Genomic DNA, 23621 nt, shown 5'->3' with positions numbered 1-23621 from the left:
AAGGGTGGAAAAACTCAGACCCACCCCATAGTGTGCGAGGCTTTAAGGAAGGTGGGACACCTCGACTCCACCCCCTGCCGTCCCCGGTTTTCAGAACCTTCGCCCACGTCGATGGGCTGCAGTTCCGTTTTGAGAATGATTATCGTTAACGATAGCGTGACGGCCATGATCACACGCACCAGTCCCCCGCCTCGCCGTCGAGGCCTCCGCCTGGCGGGCGCCGCCTCGGCGCCCGCCCTTCTCCTCGCCCTCGCCGCCTGCGCCTCGCCGGGCGGCCAGGCGCCCGCCGCAGAGCCCGACGCCGCGCCCGAGCCCGCCGCGCGCGAGCTCGCCGCCCCGCGCCTCGTCGCGAGCTACGACGGCGGGCTGCTCGTGCTCGAGGGCGACACCCTCGACGTCGCCGCCGAGCTCGAACTGCCGGGCTTCCTCCGGGTGAACCCCGCCGGCGACGGCCGGCACGTGCTCGTCTCCACGGACGCCGGCTTCCGCGTGCTCGATACCGGCCTCGAGGCGGAGCAGCACGGCGACCACGCGCACTACTACGGCGAGACCCCGCAGCTCACCGAGCTCGTCTTCGAGGCCGATCACCCGGGCCACGTCACGACGAACGACGGCGTCACCGCCCTCTTCGCCGACGGCACCGGGCAGGTGCAGCTCTTCGAGGCATCCGGGCTCGCCGACGCGGTCGCCGAAGGCGGACTCGAGCCGCTCGAGCTCCGCACGCACGAGAGCGCGGCGGCGCACCACGGCGTCGCCGTCGCGCTGCCCGGCGACGCACTCCTGTCGACGCTCGGCACCGAGGAGGCGCGCACGGGGCTCGCCGTCTTCGACGCCTCGGGCGCCGAACTCGTCCGTGACGAGCGCTGCCCCGGCGTGCACGGCGAGACGGTCGCGGCGGGCGGGGCGATCGTCGTCGGCTGCCAGGACGGCGCCCTCGTCTTCCGCGACGGCGCCTTCACGAAGGTCGCGGCTCCCGACGCCTACGGGCGCATCGGCACGCAGGCCGGCTCGCCGGAGTCGGCCGTCGTGCTCGGCGACTACAAGACGGATGCCGAGGCGGAACTCGAACGGCCGACGCGGGTGAGCCTCGTCGACACCGAGGCGGGCACGCTGCGGCTCGTCGAACTCGGCACGAGCTACACCTTCCGCTCGCTCGCCCGCGGCCCGCACGGCGAGGCGCTCGTGCTCGGCACCGACGGCGCCATCCACGTCATCGACCCGGCCGCCGGCACGGTGACCGCGACGATCCCCGTGCTCGACGAGTGGACCGAGCCGCTGGACTGGCAGCAGGCCCGGCCCGCGCTGCGGGTCGACGGGCACCGGGCCTACGTGACCGATCCGGCCGCCTCGGCCATCCACCTCGTCGACCTCGACGCCGGCGAGCTCGTCGAGAGCGTGCAGCTGCCCGCCGCGCCGATCGAGCTCTCGACGGTCGCCGCCGGGCACTGATCGCAGCGCCGACGGGCACTGATCGCAGCGCCGACGGGCACTGAACGCACGAGTTGCCCGACTTTCATGAAAGTCGGGCAACTCGGGTGGGTGCACTCGCCGACCCGCGCCGACCGGGCGCGGGCGGCGCCGGGTGCTACCGCCGCAGCACCTTGCGCGCCAGCCAGTTGCCGAGGTACTGCACGATCTGCACGAACACGATGATGAGCAGCACCGCCGCCCAGGTGACGATCGGCTCGAACTGCCGGTAGCCGTAGAGCTGCGCGAAGTAGCCGAGGCCGCCGCCGCCGAGGAAGCCGGCCATCGCCGACATGTCGATCACCGCGACGATGATGAAGGTGTAGCCGAGAATGAGCGGGCCGAGGGCCTCGCCGATGACGACGGTGGTGAGGATGCGCCAGGGCCCGGCGCCCATCGAGCGCGCCGCCTCGATGACGCCCGGCTTCACGGTGAGCAGGTTCTGCTCGACGATGCGGCCGATCGCGAAGGAGGCCGCGAGCGAGAGGGCGAAGACGGCGGCGTTCGTGCCGATGCCGATGCCGATGACGGCGCGGGTGAGCGGCTGCACCGCGGCGATGAAGATGATGAACGGGATCGGCCGGAAGAAGTTGATCAGCACGTTCAGCACGTTGTTCACGACAACGTTCGGCAGCAGCCCGCCCTTGCGCGTGACGTACAGGCCGATGCCGAGCACGAGGCCCGCGAGCCCGCCGAACAGCATGGTGAAGAACACCATGTAGAGCGTCTCGCCGGCGGCGGTCCAGAACTCGGGGCCGAGTTCGATGAGCTTGTCCATCAGCGGGCCTCCCCGTTCTGCGCGCCGTCTCCGCTCGGCTGCTCGGTGACCGCCACGAGCTCGCCGATGCGGGCGAGCGCTCCGTCGATCGCGGCGTCCTCGCCGCGGATCGCGAGCGTCAGGTGGCCGAAGGCGCGACCGCGGATGTCGTTGATGCCGCCGTACACGAGCTCGAATTCGAGCCCGGCCTGGGCGAGTTCGACGAAGACGCTGGCCTGCGAGGCATCCCCGTCGCGGAACGAGAACGTCGCGATCCGGCCCGGATGCCGCTCCCGCAGCACCGCGAGCTCCGCCGGCGAGGGCACGCCCTGCACGACGGTCGAGACGAACTTGCGGGAGGAGGCGTGCTGCGGGTCGGAGAAGACGTCGAAGACGTCGCCCTGCTCGATGACCCGGCCGCCGTCCATCACCGCGACCTTCGTCGCGATCGACTGGATGACGTCCATCTCGTGGGTGATCACGACCATGGTGACGCCGTACTCCTCGTTCACGCGCTTCAGCAGCGCGAGCACCTCCTGCGTCGTCTCGGGGTCGAGCGCGCTCGTCGCCTCGTCGGCGAGGAGGATGCGCGGCCGGGTGGCGAGCGCCCGGGCGATGCCGACGCGCTGCTTCTGCCCGCCGGAGAGCTGGTCCGGGTAGGCGCGGGCCTTGTCGGCGAGCCCGACGAAGTCGAGCAGCTCCTGCACGCGGGCCGTGATCTCGGCCTTGCCCCAGCCGGCGACCTTCAGCGGGTAGGCGACGTTCTGCGCCACCGTCTTCGCCTCGAAGAGGTTGAACTGCTGGAAGATCATGCCGATGCCGAGCCGCACGGCGCGCAGTTCTCGCTCCGGCAGCCCGGTGATGGCGCGGCCGTCGATCGTGACGGTGCCCTCGGTGGCGGGTTCGAGCGCGTTGACGAGCCGAACCAGCGTGGACTTGCCTGCGCCGGAGTAGCCGATGATGCCGGTGACCTCGCCGGCCTCGATCTCGAGACTGACGTCGTCGACGGCGACGATGCGCGGGGCGCCCCGTTCGGGCGACGGGTACGACTTGCTGACGTTCGCGAGGCTCACGATGGCCATGCGGGTTCCTCCTCGGGTGCGGCGCGGAACGCGCCGCCGGCTCCCGGGCGACGCGGTGCGCGCCGCCCGGGAGCCGGTTAGTGGGGCGTCGGTCAGCCCTTCTGGGCGGCCGTGTCGGCCTCGACGTCGGCGAGCGACTGCTCGAGCTCCGCGACCGGGACCTGCAGCGAGACGCCGGTGCCACCGGATGCCTCGTCGAGGCCGGCCTGGACCTTCTCGTTCGTCTGGAAGATCTCGACGAGCTTCGCGTAGGTCTCGTTGTCCTTGTCCTCGGCGCGCGCGGCGAAGATGTTCACGTAGGGCAGCGCGTTGGGGTCGCTCGGGTCGTCCTGCGCGATCGCGTCGGCGAAGGTGAGCCCGGCGTCCTCGACGAAGTCGTTGTTGATGATCGCGGCGGCGACGTCGGGCAGCGAGGTCGCGGTGATCGCGGCCTCGAGCGGGGTGACCTTGACCTTCGACTTCGCCTCGTCGATGTCGGCGATGGTCGAGAAGATCGAGCCGCCGTCCTTCAGCTCGACGAGCCCGGCCGACTGCAGCACGAGCAGGGAACGGGCGAGGTTCGAGGGGTCGTCGGGCACGGCGACGGTCTCGCCGGCGGGGATCGACTTCACATCGTCGTACTTGGTGGAGTACAGGCCGAGCGGGTAGATCTGCGTCGAGCCGATCGGCGTGAGGTCGGCGTCGGCGTTCACGTTGTAGTCCGCGAGGTAGACGATGTGCTGGAACTGGTTGAGGTCGAGCTCGCCCTCGGTGAGCGCGGGGTTCGGCTGGTTGTAGTCGCCGAAGTCGACGAGCTCGACGGTGATGCCCTCCTCGGCGGCGGCCTCGACGAACGGCGCCCACTGCGGGTCGGACTTGCCGACGACGCCGATCTTCACGGTCTCGCCGCCGTCGGTCTCGGTGCCGGCCGAGCCGGTCGAGGCGCAGGCCGCGAGCGAGGCGACGAGGGGCACCGCGGCGAGCGCGGCGATGACGGAGGTGAGGCGGGAACGTCGTGACATGGTGGGTCCTCTCTTGGTGGGCGCGCGTTCGAGGGCCGCTTGGCTGTGGGCCGGCATGGCTCCGCCACGGAGGATGTCGGTGGGGGCTTCGATGCCGCGAACGCGGGTGCCCTCTTACGTTAGGCGAAGGTTCTTCGCGCTGTTGACCACCTGGTCATACGGCGTCACAGCTTCTGCGAGCGACGTCATATATGACAACGGATGCTTCGGCTTCGCGCCGAGCCTCACCGCGTCCAGCGCCCAGCTCACCGCGTCCAGCGCTGCAGGCAGCGCACCATGATCTGGAACGGCAGCACCTGCGCGTGGGTCTGGTCCACCGTGCCGGTGAGCACGACCCCGAGCTCCGGGCAGCTGAAGAGCCAGGTTCCCGTGGAGCCGGAGTGCCCGACGAGGGTCGCGGGCCCGCTGCGCGGCAGGTTCAGCCGGGGCACGCCGAAGACCATCGTGCCGAGGCCGTAGCGCAGGCTCGGGGCGTTCCGCAGCCGGTTGCGCCGCTCGGTCATGAGCGTGCTCGTCGCGGGGTCCGCGAAGAGGTCGCCGGCGACGAGCGCCCGCTCGAAGGCGAGGAGCTCGGCCGTCGTGCTGAACAGGTCGTGGCTCGACGCGTACACGCCGTCGAGGCGCACCGGGCGCCGACGCACGTGCAGCGGGAGGGGCGCGGGCGTCGCCGGGTCTGTGGGGGCGCCGGCCGGGTGCCAGGTGCGGCGGAGCCCGAGCGGGGCGGCGATGCGTTCGGCGACGAGCTGCGCGAAGCTGCGTCCGGTCACGAGCTCGAGAATGCGGATGAGCAGCAGGAAGCCGGTGTCGGAGTACGAGGCGCGCTGCCTCGGCGCCGACAGGTCCTGCGGCGGGAAGTGCGGGCGCTGCTCGTCGCGCGCGATCGCGATCGCATCCTCGAAGGCCCAGTCGAGGTCGTGACCGGCGCGGAGCTGCCGGTAGAGGCTCGGCCCGCCGCTGCGCCGCTCGTAGAAGTCGGGCAGGCCGGAGGTGTGACTCGCGAGGTGGCGCACCGTGATCTCCGGCGTGCGGTCGACACCCTTCCAGACGTGCAGCCGCGTCGTGACCTCGGCGGGGAGGTACGCGGTGATCGCCGTGTCGAGCTCGAGTTCGCCGCGCTCGTGGGCCTGCAGCACGAGGGCCACGATGAAGCGCTTGGTGATCGAGGCGATGAAGAACGGGGCGTCGGGGCTCGCACCGGGCCCGGCGGCGCCCGACCAGCTCTGCCCGCGGTCGTCGGCGACAGCGAGGCTCACGTGGTGCAGGCGGCGACGGGCGGCGAGCCGGTCGACGAGGGCGGTGAGCTCGCGGTCGAGCTCGCTCGGGACGGATGCCGCGGGCGCGGCGGTGGCGGGGATCATCACGGGCTCCAATCACATCCAATCACTCTCAGAGACATGTCTAGTAGACAGGTTTCTGCTCGTCAAGCGACTAGGCTCGGCTCGTGGCACACGTGATCCTGGGGCTGCTCATGCTCGCCCCGCAGAGCCTCTACGACCTCGTGAAGAGCTTCGAGGCGGGCGTCGGGCTGGTCTACAGCGCCAGTTCCGGCAGCATCAAGCGGGCGCTCGACGGGCTGCTCGCGAACGGGCTCATCGAGGTCGAGAGCGTGGAGCCCGGCGGTCGGGGCCGCAAGGTGTACCGCACGACCGAGGCCGGCCGCACGGCGTTCCGGCAGTGGATCGACGGGCCCATCGACGGGCCCGACCTCGAGACGGCGGCGCTCTCCCGACTGTTCTTCCTCGGCCTGCTCGACCCCGCCGAACGGTCGGGCGTGCTCGACCGCATCCGCGAGCGGGCGGCGGCGAACGTCGCCGAGCTCGAGGCCGTCGAGCGGCAGCTCGCCGTGCTCGACGTGCCCGAGGAGTTCCGCGAAGTGCTCGCCTACCAGCGGGCGACGCTCGACTACGGCCTCTCCTCCGGCCGGCACGCGCTCGCCTGGTTCACCGAGCGCGCCGCGCGCGAGGCATCCGCCTGATCCCGCCGGCCCGCCCACGCGGGCGGCAGCGCGCGGCCGTCCCGCTCAGCCCAGCTGCTCGGTGAGCTCGAACCAGCGCTCCTCGAGCTCGGCGACCTCCTGCTCGGCGGCGGTCACCTTCGCCATCTCGGCGTTCAGCCGCTCGTAGTCGCTCTGATCCAGCTCGGCGAAGCCGTCGCGGGCCGCGGCGATCTGCTGCTGCAGCTTCTCGATCCGCCGCTCGACGGAGGAGAGCTCCTTCTCGGCCGTGCGCCGCTCGGCGCCCGACAGCGCGGGGGCGGCGGCCGAGGCCGCGCCGGCATCCGCGCCGCTCGCGGCGACTCGGGCGGCCCCGCCCGCCGCACCACCCGCGCCGCCGCCGCGCTGCTGCTGCGCGCGGAGCTCCAGGTACTGGTCCACGCCGCCCGGCAGATGCCGCAGCTTCGCGTCGACGATGGCGAACTGCTGATCGGTGACCCGTTCGAGCAGGTAGCGGTCGTGGCTGACGACGAGGAGCGTGCCGGGCCAGGAGTCGAGCAGGTCCTCGATCGCGGCGAGCATGTCGGTGTCGAGGTCGTTCGTCGGCTCGTCGAGGATGAGCACGTTGGGCTCGGTCAGCAGGATGAGCAGCAGCTGCAGACGCCGCTTCTGCCCGCCGGAGAGGTCGCGCACGGGCGTCGAGAGCTGCTGGTTCGTGAAGCCGAGGCGCTCCAGGAGCTGGCCGGGCGTGAGCTCCACGGCCTTGGAGCCACTGCCGATCGTGTAGCTCGCCCGCTGCGCGGCGACGACGGCGCTGACGCGTTCGTCGGCCCACTCGGCGAGTTCGGCGAGCTCCTGGCTGAGGGTGGCGATGCGCACGGTCGTGCCGCGCTTCACCCGCCCGTGCGTGGGGCTGACGGCCCCGGTGACCAGGCCGAGGAGGGTCGACTTGCCGGCGCCGTTCACGCCCAGGATGCCGGTGCGCTCCCCCGGCGCGATGCGCCACTCGACGTCGCGCAGCACGGTGCGGGTGCCGCCGCCGGGCGCCGGGTAGTCCACGCCCGCGTCGAGCAGGTCGACGACGTCCTTGCCGAGCCGGGCGACGGCGAGCCGGCTGAGCTCGACGCGGTCGCGCACGGGCGGCACATCCTCGATGAGCTGGTTGGCCGCCTCGATGCGGAACTTCGGCTTCGAGGTGCGCGCCGGGGCGCCGCGGCGCAGCCAGGCGAGCTCCTTGCGCATGAGGTTCTGCCGCTTCGCCTCGCTCGCGGCCGCCATCCGGTCGCGCTCGACGCGCTGCAGCACGTACGCGGCGTAGCCGCCCTCGAAGGGCTCGACGATGCCGTCGTGCACCTCCCAGGTGCCGGTGCAGACCTCGTCGAGGAACCACCGGTCGTGCGTGACGACGACGAGTGCGCCGTCGCTGCGGCTCCAGCGCTCCCGCAGGTGCCGGGCGAGCCAGGCGATGCCCTCGACGTCGAGATGGTTCGTGGGCTCGTCGAGGAAGAGCACGTCCCAGTCGCCGACGAGCAGAGCCGCGAGCCCGACGCGGCGGCGCTGGCCGCCGGAGAGGTCGCCGACCCGGCCGTCCCAGGGCACGTCGCCGAGCAGCCCGGCGATGACGTCGCGCACCTTCGGGTCGCCCGCCCAGACGTGCTCGTCGATGCCGCCGACGACGGCTTCGGCGACGGTCGCGTCCGGATCGACCGTGTCGGTCTGGTCGAGCATGCCGATGCGGATGCCGCGGCGCACCGTGACCCGCCCGGCATCCGGTTCGAGCCGGCCCGCGAGGAGCTTCAGCAGGGTCGACTTGCCGTCGCCGTTGCGGCCGACGATGCCGATCCGGTCGCCCTCGTCGAGGCCGAGGGTGACCTCGTCGAAGACCGTGCGCGTCGGGAACTCGAGATGCAGGCGCTCGGCGCCGAGGAGGTGTGCCATGTCCCGTCGAGCCTAGTTGCTCTCGCCGTGCGCGAGCCGTGCGCGTCCCGCGTGCTCAGCGCACGACGCGGGCGCCGTGCACGGGTCCGTGCACGTGGGCGGCCGTGTGCCCGGCCGACGACAGGGTGACGGCGAGCGAGATCGCCTCGTCGGCCCCCTCGGCGAGGAGGGCGAGCGTGGGCCCGGAGCCCGAGACGAGCCCGGCGAGGGCGCCGGCCGAGGCCCCCAGGCGCAGCACCTCGTCGAGCTCGGGCGCGAGCCCGATCGCCGCGGCGGCGAGGTCGTTGTGCAGCGCGCCGGCGAGGAGCGCCGGATCGCCCGCGCGCAGGGCCTGCAGCACCGCCGGGTCGACGGCGGGCGCCCCGGCCGGCGCGACGGCGTCGGGCGGCACCTGCCCCTCGCCCCGCAGCCGGTCGAGCTCGCCGTACACCGCGGGCGTCGAGAGGCCGAACTCGGCGAAGACGAGCACCCAGTGGAAGGAGCCCGTCGCGAGCACGGGGCTCAGCCGGTCGCCGCGGCCGGTGCCGATCGCGGTGCCGCCGGCGAGCGCGAACGGCACGTCGGCGCCGAGCTGGGCGGCGAGGCCGTGCAGCTCGTCCTTGGTGAGCCCGGTGCCCCAGAGGGCGTCGCAGGCGACGAGGGCGGCTGCGGCGTCCGCCGAGCCTCCGCCCATGCCGCCCGCGATCGGCACGTGCTTGTCGATCGCCAGGTGCACGCCCTCGGCGACGCCGGTCTCCTCCGCGAGGAGGCGGGCGGCGCGGATCGCGAGGTTCGAGTCGTCGACGGGCAGCCCGGACACGTCAATGCTGCCCGAGAACGAGACCTCGAAGCCCTCAGCGGGCGTCGCGACGACGTCCTCGTAGAGTGAGACCGCCTGGTAGGTCGTGGCGACGTCGTGGTAGCCGTCGTCGCCCGGTTCGGCGACGCGCATGAAGAGGTTGATCTTGCCGGGCGCCCGCACGTGCACCGACGGCTGGGCTGCGGCGATCGTCATGCGTCCACGCTAGCCGAGCTCGGCTCCGCCCGCGGCGCCACCCGCCGCGGCGTCACCCGCCGCGCCGCGCGCCCGCGCGATCGCGAGGAAGTCCGGCATGCCGAGCTGCTCGCCGCGCGCCTGCGGGTCGACCCCGGCGCGCTCGAGCACGGCGGATGCCTCGGCGGCGCTGCCGCCGAGCACGCCGGAGAGCGCCTGCCGCAGCATCTTGCGGCGCTGCTGGAACGCGGCGTCGACGAGCTCGAAGGTCGCCCGGCGTTCGGCCTCGGTGCCCGGCTCCGCATCGCGCTCGAAGCCGACGAGCACGGAGTCGACGTTCGGCACCGGCCAGAACACCTGGCGCGACACCTGTCCGGCGATGCGCCAGTCGCCGTACCAGGCGGCCTTCACGCTCGGCGCGCCGTAGACCTTCGATCCGGGGCCCGCGGCGAGGCGGTGGCCCACCTCGGCCTGCACCATGACGATGCCGGCGCGGAGGGAAGGGAAGTGCTCGAGCAGGTGCAGCAGCACCGGCACCGAGACGTTGTACGGCAGGTTCGCGACGAGCCGCACGGGGTCGCCCGGCAGCTCGGTGACGCGCAGCGCGTCCTGGTGCACGACCCGGAGCGCGGCGCCGGGCTGCAGCAGCTCGGCCGTCTTCGGGAGCTGCTCGGCGAGGCGGCCGTCGATCTCGACGGCGATGACGTCCGCCCCCGCCTCGGTGAGGCCGAGCGTGAGCGAGCCGAGGCCCGGGCCGATCTCGAGCACCGTCTCGCCCGGCTGCACCCCGGCCAGTTGCACGATGCGCCGCACGGTGTTGCCGTCGTGCACGAAGTTCTGGCCGAGCTTCTTCGTCGGGGTCACGCCGAGGAGCTCGGCGAGGTCGCGGATCTCGGCGGGGCCGAGGAGTGCCTGGCGGGGTGCGGTCATGCGAGGCCCTCCTGCCACGAGCCGTAGACGCGCTCGGTGTTCTCCGCGAGCTGGGCGCAGAGCCCGTCGAGCGGCACCTCGAGCAGCTCGGCCATGAACCGCACCGTGAGCGGGACGAGGTAGGGGGCGTTCGGCCGGCCGCGCAGCGGCACCGGGGTCAGGTACGGGGCATCCGTCTCGACGAGCAGGAGTTCCCGCGGCAGCACGCGCAGCGCCTCGCGCAGGTTCTCGGCGTTCTTGAACGTGGCGTTGCCGGCGAAGGAGCAGTACCAGCCGGCGTCGGCCGCGGTGCGGGCGAGCTCCTCGCCGCCCGAGAAGCAGTGGAACACGGTGCGCTCCGGCGCGCCGACCCGGCGCAGCGTCTCGACCACGTCGTCGTGCGCGTCGCGGTCGTGGATCTGCAGGGCGATGCCGTGCCGCTTCGCGATGTCGAGGTGCGCCTCGAAGGCGCAGTGCTGGGCGTCGCGCCCCTCCTCGCCGGTGCGGAAGTAGTCGAGCCCGGTCTCGCCGATCGCACGCACCCGTGGCTGCGCCGCGAGTTCGTCGATGATCGCGATCGCGGCGTCGAGCTCGCCCGAGGCGTCGAGGACGGGCGCCTCGTTGGGGTGCAGCGCGACGGCGGCGAGGAGCCGCGGTTCGCGCGCGGCGATCTCGGCCGACCAGCGGCTCGTCGCGACATCCGTGCCGACCTGCACGGCACCGGCGATGCCGACGGCGGCGGCCCGCTCGAGGTGCTCGGCCGGCGACAGCGGCAGCGCGCCGTCGGCGATCTCGAGGTGGGTGTGGTTGTCGTAGACGGGCACCGGCAGCGGCTCGGGGGCCGGCGGGTACTCGGCCGCGCGGCCGCCGTCCGACCTCCGCCGCAGGTGCTCGCTCACGCCGCGCCTACTCCGCGACCTCGACGCGCGGGAACAGCGCCTCGAGCGGCTGCACGCGCTCGCCGAGCTCGGCCTCGTCGGCGCGGTCGATGCGCTGGGCGGTGACCTCGCCGGGGGCGCCGAGCGCCGTCCAGAGCTTCGCGCTCGCCTTGGGCACGACCGGCGAGAGCAGCACGGCGAGCGTGCCGAGCCCCCGGTAGGCGGTGGCCAGCACGGCCTCGAGCCGGTCGCGCTGCTCGGGGTCCTTCGCGAGCGCCCAGGGCTCCTCGTTCGTGAGGTAGCCGTTCAGGGCGTCGACGAGCTGCCAGACCTCGGCGATCGCCTCGTGGATCGCGAGCCGCCCGATGGCCTCCCACGAGCGCTCGGTCGCGCGGCGGGCGATCGTGGCGATCTCGGCGTCGGCCGGGCTCAGCACGCCCGCGGTCGGCACGGCCCCGTCGCAGTAGCGGGTGATCATCGCGATCACCCGCGAGGCGAGGTTGCCGAAGCCGTTCGCGAGCTCGGCCTGGTACCTGGCGGCCAGGTCCTCCCAGGAGAACGAACCGTCCTGGCCGAAGGAGATCGCGGACATGAAGTAGAAGCGGAACGCGTCGGAGCCGAAGACGTCGGTGATCTGCTCGGGCGCGATGCCGGTGAGCTTCGACTTCGACATCTTCTCGCCGCCGACGAGCAGCCAGCCGTGCCCGAACACGCCGCGGGGCACGTCGAGGCCCGCGGCCATCAGCATCGCCGGCCAGATGACGGCATGGAAGCGCAGGATGTCCTTGCCGACGATGTGCTGGGCGGGCCAGCGACGGGCGAACTCGGCCTCGTCCTCGCCGTAGCCGACGGCGGTGATGTAGTTCAGCAGGGCGTCGAACCACACGTAGACGACGTGCGTCTCGTCCCACGGGACCTTCACGCCCCAGTCGAACGTCGAGCGTGAGATGGAGAGGTCGGCGAGGCCCTGGCGCACGAAGCTCACGACCTCGTTGCGCGCCGACTCGGGCTGCACGAAGTCGGGGCGCTCCTCGTAGAGCGCGAGCAGCCGGTCGGCGAAGGCCGACATGCGGAAGAAGTAGTTCTTCTCGTGCAGCAGCTCGACCGGCTTCGAGTGGATGGCGCAGACGGGCTGGCCCGCGTACTCGCCGGTGCCGTCGACGAGTTCGGACTGCTGCTTGTACTCCTCGCAGCCGACGCAGTAGTAGCCCTCGTACTCGCCCGTGTAGATGTGGCCCTCGTCGTAGAGCTTCTGCAGGAAGCGCTGCACGTTGCGCTCGTGCCGCTCGTCGGTCGTGCGGATGAAGTCGTCGTTCGCGATGTCGATGGTCTCGAGCAGCGGCTTCCACGCCTCGGCGACGAGCTTGTCGGCCCACTGCTTCGGGGTGACGCCGTTCGCCGTCGCGGTGCGGAGGATCTTCTGGCCGTGCTCGTCGGTGCCGGTCAGCGACCAGGTGTCCTCGCCGGCCTGGCGGTGCCAGCGCGCAGCCACGTCCGCCGCCACCTCCGTGTACGCGTGCCCGATGTGGGGCACGTCGTTGACGTAGAAGATGGGCGTGGTGATGTAGAACGAGGAGCCGTCGGCCATGCCGTCAATCCTACGGGCGCGGCGGATGCCCCGAGCGCCGGTTACGGCAGCGGCTCCTCGTCCAGCCGGTCCTGCTGATCCGTCTCGGCATCCACGGGAGTCGCGTCGGCATCCGCCTGCTGACGCGCCTCGCGATGGCGGCGCCGCACGCTGCCGTCGCCGATCGCCGCGGGCACCGCCTCGACGGCCTCGAGCCGCTCGTGCGGCGTCGGCACGCCGAGCGTGACGTCCTGCTCCTTGATGGCGGGCTCCTTGACCCGCTGTCCGGGGTACTCCACGGTGCGCAGGCCGAGCACGATCTTGCCCGCGGCATCCCGTCGGTCGAGCGCGCGGTAGGCGGCGGCGACGTCGTCCATCGCGAAGACGTCGGCGATCGGCAGGCGCACCTGCTTCGCGGCGATCGCGGCGGACACGCGAGAGAGCGCGACGAGGTCGCCCGGCTCGACCCTGGCGACGCCGTGCTCGTCGATCGCCTCCTCGTCGAGCACGGTGAGCACGCGGCCCGCGGGCACACCGAGCTCGACCGCCTCCTCGGCCCCGCCGCCCAGGAAATCGAGGAACGCCGTGATCGGCGCCGAGGTCGCGACGCGCACGCGGGCGGCGAGGCCCGGACCGTAGCCGAGCGGCTGGATGCCGAACTGGCGCAGGAAGTCGAAGCGCGCCTCCGCGCTCGTGCCGATGACCGCGGCGCCGTGGAGCCTCGCGAACTGCGCCGCGAGGCATCCGACGCCGCCGGCCGCCGCCGTGATCACGACGGTGTCGTTCGGGCCGAGCGCGAGTCCCTCGACGGCGTTCCAGGCCATGGTGCCCGCCGTGGCGAGCGAGCCGGCGACTTCCCACGGGATCCCGGCCGGCTTGAGCATCAGCTGCGTCTCCGGGACGACGACGTGGCTCGCCTGCGTGCCCTCGCCCCAACCCATGACCTCGTCGCCGCGGGCGAAGCGTTCGACGCCGGGCCCGGTGGCGATGACCACGCCGGCGAGGTCGCGCCCCTGCCTCGCGGGCAGCTCCGCCGGGCGGCCGGCTCTGGCCTCGCCGCGACGCAGAGCGCTCTCGGCCGGGTTCAGCCCGGTCGCGTAGACCTCGACGAGCACGTCGCCCGGCTTCGGAAGGGGGGCTTCGACCTCGACGATCTCGAGCACCTCGGGGCCGCCGTAGGCGGTGAATCGCACTGCGTTCGACATGTCGCACCTCCACGCCCGAGCGCGTTGGGACCGCTGCCGCGGCGCGGCCGGGCTCCCCTCAATTGTCGCGCGTTCCGGCCGATTCGGCTGGCCCTTGCAGGAATCGGTCAGGGATGCTTCGATGCGCGCTCCCGGAGCGCCGCCTCGTACAGCTCCCGCTTGCCGAGGCCCGTGGCGGCCGCGACGTCCGCCGCGGCATCCTTCAGCCGTGCGCCGTCCGCGGTGAGCTGCAGCACGCGGGCGACGGCGTCGCCGGCGTCCGCGGGCCCCGGTTCGGGGGCGCCGCCGACGACGATGCAGATCTCGCCGCGCACGCCGTCGGCGGCCCAGTCGGCGAGCTCGGCGAGCGGTCCGCGGCGCACCTCCTCGTGGAGCTTCGTCAGCTCGCGGCAGACCGCGGCGGGGCGATCCGCGCCGAACGCCTCGGCGAGCGCGGCGAGGCTCGCGGCGAGCCGGGTGGGCGCCTCGAAGAACACGAGCGTGCGCCGGTCGCCCGCGAGCTCGCCGAGGCGGCGGGCGCGCTCCCCCGCCTTGCGCGGCAGGAACCCCTCGAACGCGAAGCGGTCGGTCGGCAGGCCGGAGAGCGCGAGTGCGGTCACCACGGCGCTCGGACCGGGGATGGCCGTCACCAGCACACCTGCGGCGGCGGCCGCGGCGACGAGCGGGAAGCCGGGGTCGGAGACGGTCGGCATCCCCGCGTCGCTCAGCACGAGCAGGTCCTCGTCGCGCGCGAGTTCGACGAGCTCGGCGGCCTTCTGCCGCTCGTTGTGCTCGTGCAGCGCGATGAGCCGGGGCCGGTTCTCGATGCCGAGCGCGGCGAGCAGCCGCTGCGTCACCCGGGTGTCTTCCGACGCCACGAGCCGTGCCTCGGCCAGCGCGGTGCGCAGGCGGGGCGAGGCATCGCCCAGGTTGCCGATGGGCGTGGCGGCGAGGATGATCATGGGCTCAAGTCTCCCGCATCCACCGCCGGAGAAGTTCTCCACAGATCCGGATCGGACCGCTTTTTCGAAACTCTGTTCGATACAGTGGGGCTATGTGGGGAATCGATGAGCGGGCAGTGCCGCCGGGCTGGCGCGCGGAAGAGCGGGGCGAAGCAGAATCCGAGTGGGCCTCGCCCGACTGGGTCTCGCCAGACTGGGAGTCACTGGATGCCTGGCGGGCCGCGTCTGCGGCCGGCGGCTCGCGCGCGGTGTTCGCCGAGCTGCAGGCGAACCTCGACGCGGCCGAGGGCGCGCAGCTCCAGAGCAACCGCCAGTTCGCCGCGCAGCTCGACGCCTTCCGACGCGCGTTCGCGCTCGCCGACGGGCACCCCGAGCTGTACCTGACCGCCGAGACGTTGGCGTCGGCCGCACGCGCGGACGGCGCGGAGGGCGAGCGGCCGCCGGCGCGCGGGCCCCGACTCGACGTCGCCGAGCTGGCCGCCCGCTCGGTGGCCGCCGAACTGTCGATGCGGCTGCTGATGCCGGCCGCGACGATCCGCAGTCGCGCCTTCGAGGCGACGCGCTGCCATGACCTCCTCCCCCGACTGTGGGCCCGGTTCCGCGACGGCCTCGCCGCCTACGCGGAGGTGCGCATCGCCCTCGATGCGATCGCGGGCCTGCCGCTGCCCGCCGACTTCCGCGGGGCCTCGGCCGAACAGCGGGCGGTCGCGCAGGCCGCCGCCGATCGGCTCGCCGCGCTCGACGACGAGCTGACGGAGCTCGCCGGCACGGTGCCGCGCGCGCGGTTCCGCCGCCGAGCACGCCTGCTGCGGGCGAAGCTCGATCAGCCCGACGAGACCGCCGCCCGCCATGCCCGCGCCCACGCCCAGCGCCGCCTCACCGTCGAATCGGCCGACGACGGCATGGCCTGGGTCACCCTCTACGTCTCGGCCGTCGACGCCGCCCGCATCCGCGCGCGCATCGGCGCGACGGCCACCGAGCACGCCGGGCGTCCCGACGAGGCGCGCACGCTCGATCAGCTCCGCGCCGACGTCGCGACCGCGATGCTCACGGGCGCCGGCACGCCGAGCGCCGTGCGCACCGAGATCCTCGTCACGATTCCCGCGCTGACGCTCGTCGGAGCCGCCGCAGGCGCCGGAGCTGCCGGAGCCGCGCTCGCTCGGCCCGCCGAGCTCGAAGGCCACGGCCCGATCGACGACGACACCCCCCGGCGGCTCTTCGCCGAGGCGCCGACGTTCCTGCGGTTGGCGACCGACCCGTTCACGAGCGCACCCCTCGCCCTCGACCGCACGCGCTACCGGGTCACGGCGGCCCAGCGCCGCTGGCTGGCGCAGCAGTACGACGGCTGCACCCGGCCGGGGTGCACGAGCCCGGTCACGACCACCGATCTCGACCATCTCACCGCCTGGGCGCAGGGCGGCGCGACCGATGTCGACAACCTCGCCCCCACGTGCCGCAGCGACCACACGCTGAAGCATCGGACTCGCTTCGGCGTCACCCGCTCCGGCGACGGAACGATCACCTGGCGCAGCCCGAGCGGCCACCTCGCACGCACCGAGCCGATCCCGGCCCGGAGCTACCCCGATCGTGCACCGTTCTGATGTCTTAGGGTTGGGCGCATGAGTGTCGCCGAGCCGCCGGAGCCGCCCGCGCGCGGCGACGAGGGTTCGAGCGCGCCCGCCTCCGCCGGGGGCACCGCACTCGAGCCTGGCGGCGCCAGCGCCGCCCCGCGGCTCCCCGGCGCCGACCTCTTCGCGGCCGACCCGTTCCCGCCCGCGCACCCTCGGAATTCCGAGCCCGACTCCGAGCCCGAGCCCCTCGGCTCGCGGCACGACGAGTGGTGGGCGCGCCTGCTCTCGACCCCGCGCCGTCGCGCGCTCTGGTACTGGGGCGGCCCCGTGCTCGTCACCCTGCTCGCGGCGGTCCTGCGCTTCTGGAACCTCGGCCACCCGCAGCAGATCGTCTTCGACGAGACCTACTACGTGAAGGACGCCTGGACGCTCCTCCACCACGGGTACGAGTCCACGTGGCCCGACGGCGCCGACGCAGGCTTCGCGGCGGGCGACACCGACAGCTACGGCGAGCAGGCTTCATACGTCGTCCACCCGCCCCTCGGCAAGTGGATGATCGCGCTCGGCATGGCGGCCTTCGGCGCGGACTCGGCCTTCTGGTGGCGCGCGTCCACCGCCCTCGCGGGCACGATCGCGGTCTTCCTGCTGACCCTCGCCGGGCGGCGCCTTTTCGGTTCGACGATGCTCGCGGTCGTCGCGGGCCTCCTCTTCGCCGTCGACGGCAATGCGATCGTCATGTCGCGGGTCGCCCTGCTCGACAACTGGCTGATGCTGTTCGCGCTGCTCGGCTTCTGGTTCGTCCTCCTCGACCGCGACTGGAGTGCGCGACGGCTCGAACACCGGGTCGACGCCGCTCGCGCCGCCGGAAAGGACCCGCACTACGGCCCGGTGCTCTGGGCCCGCCCCTGGGTCATCGCCGCGGGCGCCGCGTTCGGCGCGGCCGCGGCCGTGAAGTGGTCCGGCGCCTGGTTCCTCGCGGCCTTCGGCGTCTACCTCGTCATCGTCGATGCGGTCGTGAGGCGCCGCGCGGGCCTGCCGCTGTGGGCGAGCGGCGCCGTGCTGAAGCAGGCGCCCGCGACGTTCCTGCTGCTCGTGCCGATCGCCATCGGCGTCTACCTGGCGAGCTGGACCGGCTGGTTCGTGACCTCAGGCGGCTACGACCGGCACTGGGCGGAGCAGGCGGGCAACGCGGCGAGCGGCTGGCTCTCCTGGGTCCCGCTGCCCCTGCAGAGCCTCTGGCACTTCCACCAGAGCGCCTACACCTACCACGTCGGCGTGCACACCCCGCATCCCTGGCAGGCGAACCCGCTGACCTGGCTGTTCATGATCCGGCCGACCAACATGTACTACGCCGATTCGGACGGCTGCGGCGGCGGCTGCACCGAGTCGATCATCGGCCTCGGCAACCCGCTCATCTGGTGGGCCGCCGCGATCGCCGCGGGCTACCTCGTCTACCGGCTGATCCGTCGCCGCGAGTGGGCGGTCGGCGCCATCCTCGTCGGTCTCGCCGCCGGCTACCTGCCGTGGCTCGCCTACCTCGACCGCACGGTGTTCCAGTTCTACTCGATCGTGTTCGAGCCGTTCCTGCTGCTCGGCCTGACCTTCGTCATCGGGCTGATCCTCGGGCGACGCGACGCCCCGCGCTGGCAACGCGAACGCGGCATCCTCACCGTCGCGATCTTCCTGATCGCCGTCGTCCTCGTGTCCGCATTCTTCCTGCCGATCTGGACGGCGCAGCCGATCCCGCCGCTGCTCCGCCAGTTGCACTTCTGGCTCCCGAGCTGGGGCTGAGTCCGGGCTGAGTCCTACCTGAGTCCGACCTGAGCCCGGCCTGGGGCCCGACGGCTCCCTAGCCCGCCCCGCCGCGGAGCTCGGCGAGCCGCACTTCGAGCTGATCGAGCACGAGGTCCAGCCCGTAGCCGAACTCGTCGCCGTAGTCGTAGTCGTGTCCCGCCATCATCACGGCCATGAACTCGGTGAGGTAGGGGTACTCGTCGGCCGGCAGCGCGAGCCCGGCCGCGAACTGCTCCGCCGCAGAACCGATCCCGGCTGCAGCCCCGCCCCCGGCCTTCGCCTCGGCGGTGAACGGCAGGTTCGACTCGGACAGCACGAAGCCGTACACGTACGCGTCGACGACCGAGAAGGCGTGGCCCGCGAGCGGCACATCGAACCCGTTGGTTCGGAGCACGCCGAGCACGCGATCGTGCTGACGGAGCACGGTTGGCCCGGGGTTCACCCGCGACTCCAGCAGCACGAGCGCCCACGGATGCGCCGCGAGCACGGTCCGCGCACCATGGGCGCGCTCGGTGAGCGCCGCACGCCACGGCGCCCCGAGCTCGGCGAGAGGGAACCGGGAGAAGATCTCCTCCGCGATGGCGTCGAGCATCGCGTCCTTGCCGTCGACGTGGTGGTAGAGCGACATCGCCTCCACGCCGAGCTCCCGCGCGACCGTGCGCATGCTGATCGCCGAGAGCCCGCCCGCGTCGCCGACCGCCATCGCGGCGGCGACGATCCGTTCCCTGGTGAGCGGCGTGCGCGCCCGGCCCCGCGCTGATTCGGCCATGACCTCTCACTCTCCCGCAGTTGCGTCCTTACGAGTGTAAGGCTACGGTGGGGCGCAACCAGACTTACAGGCGTAAGGGAGCAGCATGCGCGCAGTCGTCGTCGAACGGTACGGCCCGCCCGAGGTGGCGCGGCTCGTCGAGCGGCCGGATCCGGTTCCCGGGCCGGGGCAGGTGCTCGTCCGCGTCGAAGCCAGCACGGTGAACTCGGGCGATGCCCGCATCCGCGCCGGCCGCTTCCCGGCGGGCTTCGGGCCGGTCGCGCGCCTCGCCTTCGGACTCCGAGGCCCCAGGCGGCCGGTGCTCGGCAACGTGATCGCCGGGGTCGTCGTCGCCGTCGGGCCCCCGCCGCGCGGACGCGGCGCCGCGCGACTCGCGGGCACGCCCGGCGCCCGGCTCGAGGTCGGCGACCGGGTGTGCGGCATGACCGGGGCCGCGATGGGGGCGCACGCCGAGCTCGTGGCGGTCGGCCGCGCCCGGCTCGCGCGCATCCCGGCTGCCGTCTCCTTCGAGGATGCCGCGGGCGTGCTCTTCGGCGGCAGCACCGCCCTGCACTACCTGCGCGACAAGGGCGGCATCCGCGCGGGCCACCGGGTGCTCGTCATCGGCGCCTCCGGCGCGGTCGGCACGAGCGCGGTGCAGCTCGCGAAGCACGCCGGCGCGCACGTCACCGCGGTCACGAGCGCCCGCAACGCCGCGCTCGCGGCGGAGCTCGGCGCCGATCGCGTCCTCGACTACCGGGTGACCCCGCCCGAGGAGCTCGACGAGCGCTTCGACCTCGTGCTCGACACGGTCGGCGTGCTCTCCCCCGCCACTGGCCGGCCCCTGCTCTCCGACGGCGGCCGGCTGCTCCTCGTCGTCGCGAGCCTCGGCGAGACGATCACCGCCCACGGCCCGGTGAAGACGGGCCCCGCTCCCGAGCGGGCCGAGAACTTCGCCACCCTGCTCGAGCTCGTCGCCGAGGGACGGCTGCGAGTCGTGCACGAAGCCGCCCTGCCGCTCGATCGGATCGCGGAGGCCTACGCCCTGGTCGACAGCGGCCGCAAGGTCGGCAACCTCGTCGTGCGTCCCCAGCCCGCGAGCAGTCGCCGACGATCTGCCCAGCAGACGCCGGAACGGACCCCCTCGTGAGCGCCGAGACGGCCGACGCGGTCGGCACCGCCGTCGGCACGGCGGTGGGCTCCGCCGGCATGGACCCCGTGCGCATCGTGCTCGCCGGTGCCTGGATCTCGCTGATGCTCATCTACCTGCTCGGCGACGTGCTGCGGATCTTCTCGGGCGACGCCACCCCGGGCCGCATCGGCGGCACTGCGGCCACGAGCGGCATGTGGCTCGCGGCCGCGCTCATCATGCTCGTGCCGATCGCGATGATCCTGGTCTCGCTGCTGACCCCGGCCGAACCGCTGCGCTGGATCACGGTCGTCGTCTCGGCGGCGCTCGTCGTCTTCAACCTTTTCGGCATGCCCTACCCCGGGCTCTACGACAACGTGCTGCTCATCGTGAGCTTCGGGGTGAACGGCGTGCTCATCTGGCAGGCCCTCGCCTGGCGGCCGGTCGGCTGAGCCGACCGGCCGCGGGCGCGACCGCCGCGCCGGCGAATGCGGGCCTAGTGCCCCGAGCCGCCGTCGACGAACTTCAGCCCGACGACGCAGCCGACGAGGCCGACGAGCAGGGCGATCTTGATCCACGAGACCTCCGTGTCGCCCGTCACCATCGCCCACACCACGGTGAGCGCCGCGCCGATACCGACCCACACGGCGTAGGCGGTGCCCGTCGAGATGTCCCGCATCGCGAGGGCGAGCCCGCCCATCGACAGCGCGAGCGCGCCGAAGAAGATCACCGAGGGCCAGAGCTTCGTGAAGCCCTCGGACTTGCCGAGCGCCGTCGCCCAGACGGCCTCGAGAACACCGGATGCGATGAGGATGACCCACGCCATGACGACACACTCCTGACTCGTTCGGCATCGATCGTACGGATGCCGTGCGCCAGTCGTCGTGTCCGGGTACTGGGTGCCCTCGTCCGGTGGCCGCCCCGATCGGGCGCCCCGGACTTCAGGGTAGCAATCCTCGCTGATCAGGGGCTGTGCAGCACGCCGGTGAAGTGCTCGACGACGGGGAACGGCTCGTAGAAGCCGTGCAGCAGCTCCCGCCAGCGGCCGTACTGCGCCGAGCCGCGGAAGCCGGGATCGTGGGCCTCGACCGACTCCCAGCGCACGAGCAGCAGGTACTCGTTCGGCGTCTCGATGGAGCGGGAGAGCTCGAGCTCTCCGAATCCGGGCATCGCCGCGATGATCTCCTTCGCCTCGGCGAAGGCCGCCTCGAACGCCGCCTCGCGGCCCGGGACGACGGGCAGGATCGCGTGCTCGAGGATCATCGCGCCAGCGTAGCGGCGGCTCGACCTCGGCGAGCGGCGCGACGCGCATTGCCCCGCGTTACGGTGGGGCTCGGGACGATCGGATGGCCCGGCTAGCGTTACGGCATGGCAGACCGCGAATACGGCTTCAAGACCCGCGCCATCCACGCGGGCAACATCCCCGACCAGGTGACGGGCTCGCGGGCCCTGCCGATCTACCAGACGAGCGCCTACGTCTTCGACGACACCGCCGACGCCGCCGCGCGTTTCGCGCTGCAGAAGTACGGCAACATCTACTCGCGGCTCGCGAATCCGACGGTCGCGAGCTTCGAGGAGCGCGTCGCGAGCCTCGAGGGCGGCCTCGGCGCAGTGGCGACCGCGAGCGGCCTCAGCGCGCAGTACATCACCTTCGCGAGCCTCGTCGGCGCGGGCGACCACCTCGTCGCCTCGGCGAACCTCTACGGCGGTTCCATCACCCAGCTCGACGTCACGCTCCGCCGCTTCGGCGTCGAGACGACGTTCGTCGCAAGCTCGGATGCCGAGGCCTACGCCGCCGAGATCCGCGAGTCCACCAAGGCGATCTTTGTCGAGACGATCGCGAACCCCTCGGGCGAGATCGCCGACCTCGAGGCCCTCGCCGACGTCGCGCACGCGCACGGCATCCCGCTCATCGTCGACTCGACGATCGCGACCCCCTACCTGAACCGGCCGATCGAGTGGGGCGCGGACATCGTCACGCACTCGGCCACGAAGTTCCTCGGCGGCCACGGCACCACGCTCGGCGGCGTCGTCGTCGAGTCCGGACGATTCGACTGGCACTCCCCGAAGTTCCCGCTCTTCGGCCAGCCGGTGCCGAGCTACGGCGGGCTCGAGTGGAGCGGGAACTTCGGCGAGTACGCGTTCCTCACCAGGCTGCGCGCCGAGCAGCTGCGAGACATCGGCCCCTCGCTCGCGCCGCACTCGGCGTTCCTGCTCGCCCAGGGCGTCGAGACCCTGCCGTACCGCATCCAGGCGCACGTCGACAACGCGCGCGCCGTCGCGAACTGGCTCGCCGAGGACCCCCGCATCGAGCGCGTCTTCTGGGCGGGCCTCGAGGACCACCCGCACCACGAGCGCGCGAAGAAGTACCTGCCGCTCGGCCCCGGCTCGGTGTTCAGCTTCGAGGTGAAGGGCGGCCGGCAGGTCGGCCAGCAGCTCATCGAGTCGGTGAACCTCGCGAGCCACCTCGCGAACATCGGCGACGCGAAGACGCTCATCATCCACCCGGCCTCGACGACGCACGCGCAGCTCACCGAGCAGCAGCTGCTCGACGCGGGCGTCGCGCCCGGCGTCATCCGCCTCTCCGTGGGCATCGAGGACGTCGACGACATCATCTACGATCTCGACCAGGCGCTCGCGGCCGCGACAGGAGGCACCCGATGACCGACACGACGACGGCGCCCGCCGCCGAGGAGCTCGAGACCGTCCGGCTCGTGAACGGCCTCAGCTGCGAGCTGCCGGCCGACTCGCCGCTCGCGAAGCTGCTGCGTTCGCAGCGCACCTGGACCGGCCCCGACGCGAAGGCGCGGCTGCGCATCTTGAACGCGGCGAAGTCGGTCGCGATCGTGGGCGCCTCGCCGAAGCCGCAGCGCTCCAGCTACTTCGTCGGCACCTACCTGCAGCAGTCGAGCGACTACCGGCTGTACTTCGTGAACCCGAACGAGAGCGAGATCCTGGGCGAGCCGGCGTACCCGAGCCTCGCCGCCCTGCCGGAGGTGCCCGACGTCGTCGTGGTCTTCCGCCGCGGCAGCGACATCCCGCAGGTGGTCGACGAGGTCGTCGCCGCGGGGGCGAAGACGATCTGGGTGCAGCTCGGCATCTGGAACGAGGAGGCCGCCTACTACGGCGAGGAGCAGGGCCTCACCGTCGTCATGGACCGCTGCATCAAGGTCGAGCACGCCCGCTTCCACGGCGGTCTGCACCTGCTCGGCTTCGACACCGGGCAGATCAGCGCCCGCAAGACCGCCCGCTGAGCCGCCCCGGGGCCATCGGCGTCACCGCAGTGTGCGACGCCGACGCATCCCCGTGAGTACGACAGCCCCACCGAGGAGCAGCGCCCCGGCGATCGTCAAGAGCGCCGGCACCGCGCCGGCACCAGTCGACGGAAGCGTCGCGCTCGGCGGCGCAGGCAGCACAGTCCCCACCTCCACGGCCGACGCATCGGACGTGATGGGGGCGGGTGAGCCCGGCGCGGTCCCCAGTCCCACCGCCTCGTTCGCGATGGCGCGGCCGGTGAGGTCGGCTTCCACAACGCGGTAGCTCGCCGTGCACGTCACCGACTCCCTCGGCGCCAACGACCCAGCACCAGCAGGGCAATCGATCCCCGACACCTCACCAGCCCCAGTGAACTCGCCCTCCTCGACAGTGATATCCGTCAACGTCACATTGCCCGTATTCGTCACCAGGAACGAATACGTAACCACCTCACCAGCGACCAGCTCACCCGA

Annotated in this window: 23 protein-coding genes; 8 read left to right on the top strand and 15 right to left on the bottom strand. The window is 72.6% G+C overall.

The features are described from left to right. The first annotated feature begins 165 nt into the window (after positions 1 to 165). Complete coding sequence (aztD, locus tag ACFWE1_RS08825; protein ID WP_376933112.1) at positions 166 to 1449, top strand: zinc metallochaperone AztD; 1284 nt, start codon at positions 166 to 168, stop codon at positions 1447 to 1449. 136 nt (positions 1450 to 1585) lie between these two features. Here aztD and ACFWE1_RS08820 read toward each other — a convergent pair whose 3' ends face one another. The 4 genes from ACFWE1_RS08820 to ACFWE1_RS08805 all read right to left on the bottom strand — a co-directional run bounded on the left by ACFWE1_RS08820 (position 1586) and on the right by ACFWE1_RS08805 (position 5665). Then, the gene (locus ACFWE1_RS08820) at positions 1586 to 2245 is read right to left on the bottom strand and encodes a methionine ABC transporter permease (protein WP_376933111.1); all 660 of its coding nucleotides are present in this window, start codon (positions 2243 to 2245) and stop codon (positions 1586 to 1588) included. After that, positions 2245 to 3306: a methionine ABC transporter ATP-binding protein gene (locus ACFWE1_RS08815; RefSeq protein ID WP_376933110.1), complete on the bottom strand. Its 1062-nt coding sequence runs from the start codon at positions 3304 to 3306 to the stop codon at positions 2245 to 2247. Before ACFWE1_RS08815 ends, ACFWE1_RS08820 begins: the two co-directional genes overlap by 1 nt. 92 nt (positions 3307 to 3398) lie before the next feature. Continuing rightward, positions 3399 to 4307: a MetQ/NlpA family ABC transporter substrate-binding protein gene (locus ACFWE1_RS08810; protein ID WP_376933109.1), complete on the bottom strand. Its 909-nt coding sequence runs from the start codon at positions 4305 to 4307 to the stop codon at positions 3399 to 3401. A gap of 245 nt (positions 4308 to 4552) precedes the next feature. Beyond that, positions 4553 to 5665, bottom strand: coding sequence for a serine hydrolase domain-containing protein (locus tag ACFWE1_RS08805; RefSeq protein ID WP_376933108.1), 1113 nt, complete (start codon positions 5663 to 5665; stop codon positions 4553 to 4555). A gap of 83 nt (positions 5666 to 5748) precedes the next feature. On the opposite strand from ACFWE1_RS08805, the gene ACFWE1_RS08800 reads away from it, so the two are divergent. Next, the gene (locus ACFWE1_RS08800; protein ID WP_376933107.1) at positions 5749 to 6282 is read left to right on the top strand and encodes a PadR family transcriptional regulator; all 534 of its coding nucleotides are present in this window, start codon (positions 5749 to 5751) and stop codon (positions 6280 to 6282) included. 45 nt (positions 6283 to 6327) lie between these two features. On the opposite strand, the gene ACFWE1_RS08795 is transcribed toward ACFWE1_RS08800, so the two are convergent. The 7 genes from ACFWE1_RS08795 to rsmI form a co-directional block, all read right to left on the bottom strand. After that, positions 6328 to 8178, bottom strand: a complete 1851-nt coding sequence (locus ACFWE1_RS08795; protein WP_376933106.1) for an ABC-F family ATP-binding cassette domain-containing protein — start codon at positions 8176 to 8178, stop codon at positions 6328 to 6330. A 55-nt stretch (positions 8179 to 8233) separates the two neighbouring features. Beyond that, positions 8234 to 9172, bottom strand: a complete 939-nt coding sequence (locus ACFWE1_RS08790) for a 4-(cytidine 5'-diphospho)-2-C-methyl-D-erythritol kinase (RefSeq protein WP_376933105.1) — start codon at positions 9170 to 9172, stop codon at positions 8234 to 8236. Between the two features lie 9 nt (positions 9173 to 9181). After that, positions 9182 to 10081: a 16S rRNA (adenine(1518)-N(6)/adenine(1519)-N(6))-dimethyltransferase RsmA gene (gene rsmA, locus ACFWE1_RS08785; protein WP_376933104.1), complete on the bottom strand. Its 900-nt coding sequence runs from the start codon at positions 10079 to 10081 to the stop codon at positions 9182 to 9184. Further along, positions 10078 to 10959 carry a TatD family hydrolase gene (locus ACFWE1_RS08780; protein WP_376933103.1) on the bottom strand — a complete coding sequence of 294 codons (882 nt, stop codon included), beginning with the start codon at positions 10957 to 10959 and terminating at the stop codon, positions 10078 to 10080. Before ACFWE1_RS08780 ends, rsmA begins: the two co-directional genes overlap by 4 nt. 7 nt (positions 10960 to 10966) lie before the next feature. Continuing rightward, entirely contained in the window at positions 10967 to 12526 is a 1560-nt protein-coding gene (gene metG / locus ACFWE1_RS08775) for a methionine--tRNA ligase (RefSeq protein WP_376933102.1), read from the bottom strand. Between the two features lie 41 nt (positions 12527 to 12567). Next, complete coding sequence (locus ACFWE1_RS08770; RefSeq protein WP_376933101.1) at positions 12568 to 13710, bottom strand: NADP-dependent oxidoreductase; 1143 nt, start codon at positions 13708 to 13710, stop codon at positions 12568 to 12570. 107 nt (positions 13711 to 13817) lie between these two features. After that, complete coding sequence (gene rsmI, locus ACFWE1_RS08765) at positions 13818 to 14651, bottom strand: 16S rRNA (cytidine(1402)-2'-O)-methyltransferase (RefSeq protein WP_376933100.1); 834 nt, start codon at positions 14649 to 14651, stop codon at positions 13818 to 13820. A 92-nt stretch (positions 14652 to 14743) separates the two neighbouring features. Between rsmI and ACFWE1_RS08760 the strand changes: the two genes are divergently transcribed. Further along, on the top strand, positions 14744 to 16252 hold the full coding sequence (locus ACFWE1_RS08760) for a DUF222 domain-containing protein (RefSeq protein ID WP_376933099.1): 1509 nt from the start codon (positions 14744 to 14746) through the stop codon (positions 16250 to 16252). 18 nt (positions 16253 to 16270) lie between these two features. Beyond that, positions 16271 to 18013: a dolichyl-phosphate-mannose--protein mannosyltransferase gene (locus ACFWE1_RS08755; RefSeq protein WP_376933098.1), complete on the top strand. Its 1743-nt coding sequence runs from the start codon at positions 16271 to 16273 to the stop codon at positions 18011 to 18013. Between the two features lie 58 nt (positions 18014 to 18071). Here ACFWE1_RS08755 and ACFWE1_RS08750 read toward each other — a convergent pair whose 3' ends face one another. Further along, the gene (locus ACFWE1_RS08750; RefSeq protein ID WP_376933097.1) at positions 18072 to 18785 is read right to left on the bottom strand and encodes a TetR/AcrR family transcriptional regulator C-terminal domain-containing protein; all 714 of its coding nucleotides are present in this window, start codon (positions 18783 to 18785) and stop codon (positions 18072 to 18074) included. An 85-nt stretch (positions 18786 to 18870) separates the two neighbouring features. Here ACFWE1_RS08750 and ACFWE1_RS08745 point away from each other — a divergent pair, with 85 nt between their 5' ends. Then, positions 18871 to 19914, top strand: coding sequence for an NAD(P)-dependent alcohol dehydrogenase (locus tag ACFWE1_RS08745; protein WP_376933096.1), 1044 nt, complete (start codon positions 18871 to 18873; stop codon positions 19912 to 19914). Further along, on the top strand, positions 19911 to 20345 hold the full coding sequence (locus ACFWE1_RS08740; protein ID WP_376933095.1) for a hypothetical protein: 435 nt from the start codon (positions 19911 to 19913) through the stop codon (positions 20343 to 20345). Before ACFWE1_RS08745 ends, ACFWE1_RS08740 begins: the two co-directional genes overlap by 4 nt. A gap of 44 nt (positions 20346 to 20389) precedes the next feature. On the opposite strand, the gene ACFWE1_RS08735 is transcribed toward ACFWE1_RS08740, so the two are convergent. Both ACFWE1_RS08735 and ACFWE1_RS08730 read right to left on the bottom strand, forming a co-directional pair. Beyond that, positions 20390 to 20719, bottom strand: coding sequence for a DMT family transporter (locus ACFWE1_RS08735; RefSeq protein ID WP_376933094.1), 330 nt, complete (start codon positions 20717 to 20719; stop codon positions 20390 to 20392). Between the two features lie 137 nt (positions 20720 to 20856). Beyond that, positions 20857 to 21156 carry an antibiotic biosynthesis monooxygenase family protein gene (locus ACFWE1_RS08730; RefSeq protein WP_376933093.1) on the bottom strand — a complete coding sequence of 100 codons (300 nt, stop codon included), beginning with the start codon at positions 21154 to 21156 and terminating at the stop codon, positions 20857 to 20859. 105 nt (positions 21157 to 21261) lie between these two features. Between ACFWE1_RS08730 and ACFWE1_RS08725 the strand changes: the two genes are divergently transcribed. Beyond that, positions 21262 to 22557 (top strand): O-acetylhomoserine aminocarboxypropyltransferase/cysteine synthase family protein, encoded by a 1296-nt coding sequence (locus ACFWE1_RS08725; protein ID WP_376933092.1) that lies wholly within the window; start codon positions 21262 to 21264, stop codon positions 22555 to 22557. Further along, a complete protein-coding gene (locus ACFWE1_RS08720) occupies positions 22554 to 23147 on the top strand; it encodes a CoA-binding protein (protein WP_376933091.1) in 594 nt (197 codons plus the stop codon). The genes ACFWE1_RS08725 and ACFWE1_RS08720 overlap by 4 nt, the downstream gene beginning before the upstream one ends. 21 nt (positions 23148 to 23168) lie before the next feature. Here ACFWE1_RS08720 and ACFWE1_RS08715 read toward each other — a convergent pair. Beyond that, on the bottom strand, positions 23169 to 23621 hold a 453-nt coding region (locus tag ACFWE1_RS08715), incomplete at its 5' end, for an LPXTG cell wall anchor domain-containing protein (protein ID WP_376933090.1).

The organism is Agromyces sp. NPDC060279 (genome assembly GCF_042726785.1).
Classification (GTDB): Bacteria; Actinomycetota; Actinomycetes; order Actinomycetales; family Microbacteriaceae; genus Agromyces.
This window is presented reverse-complemented; position numbering and strand designations above follow the sequence as displayed.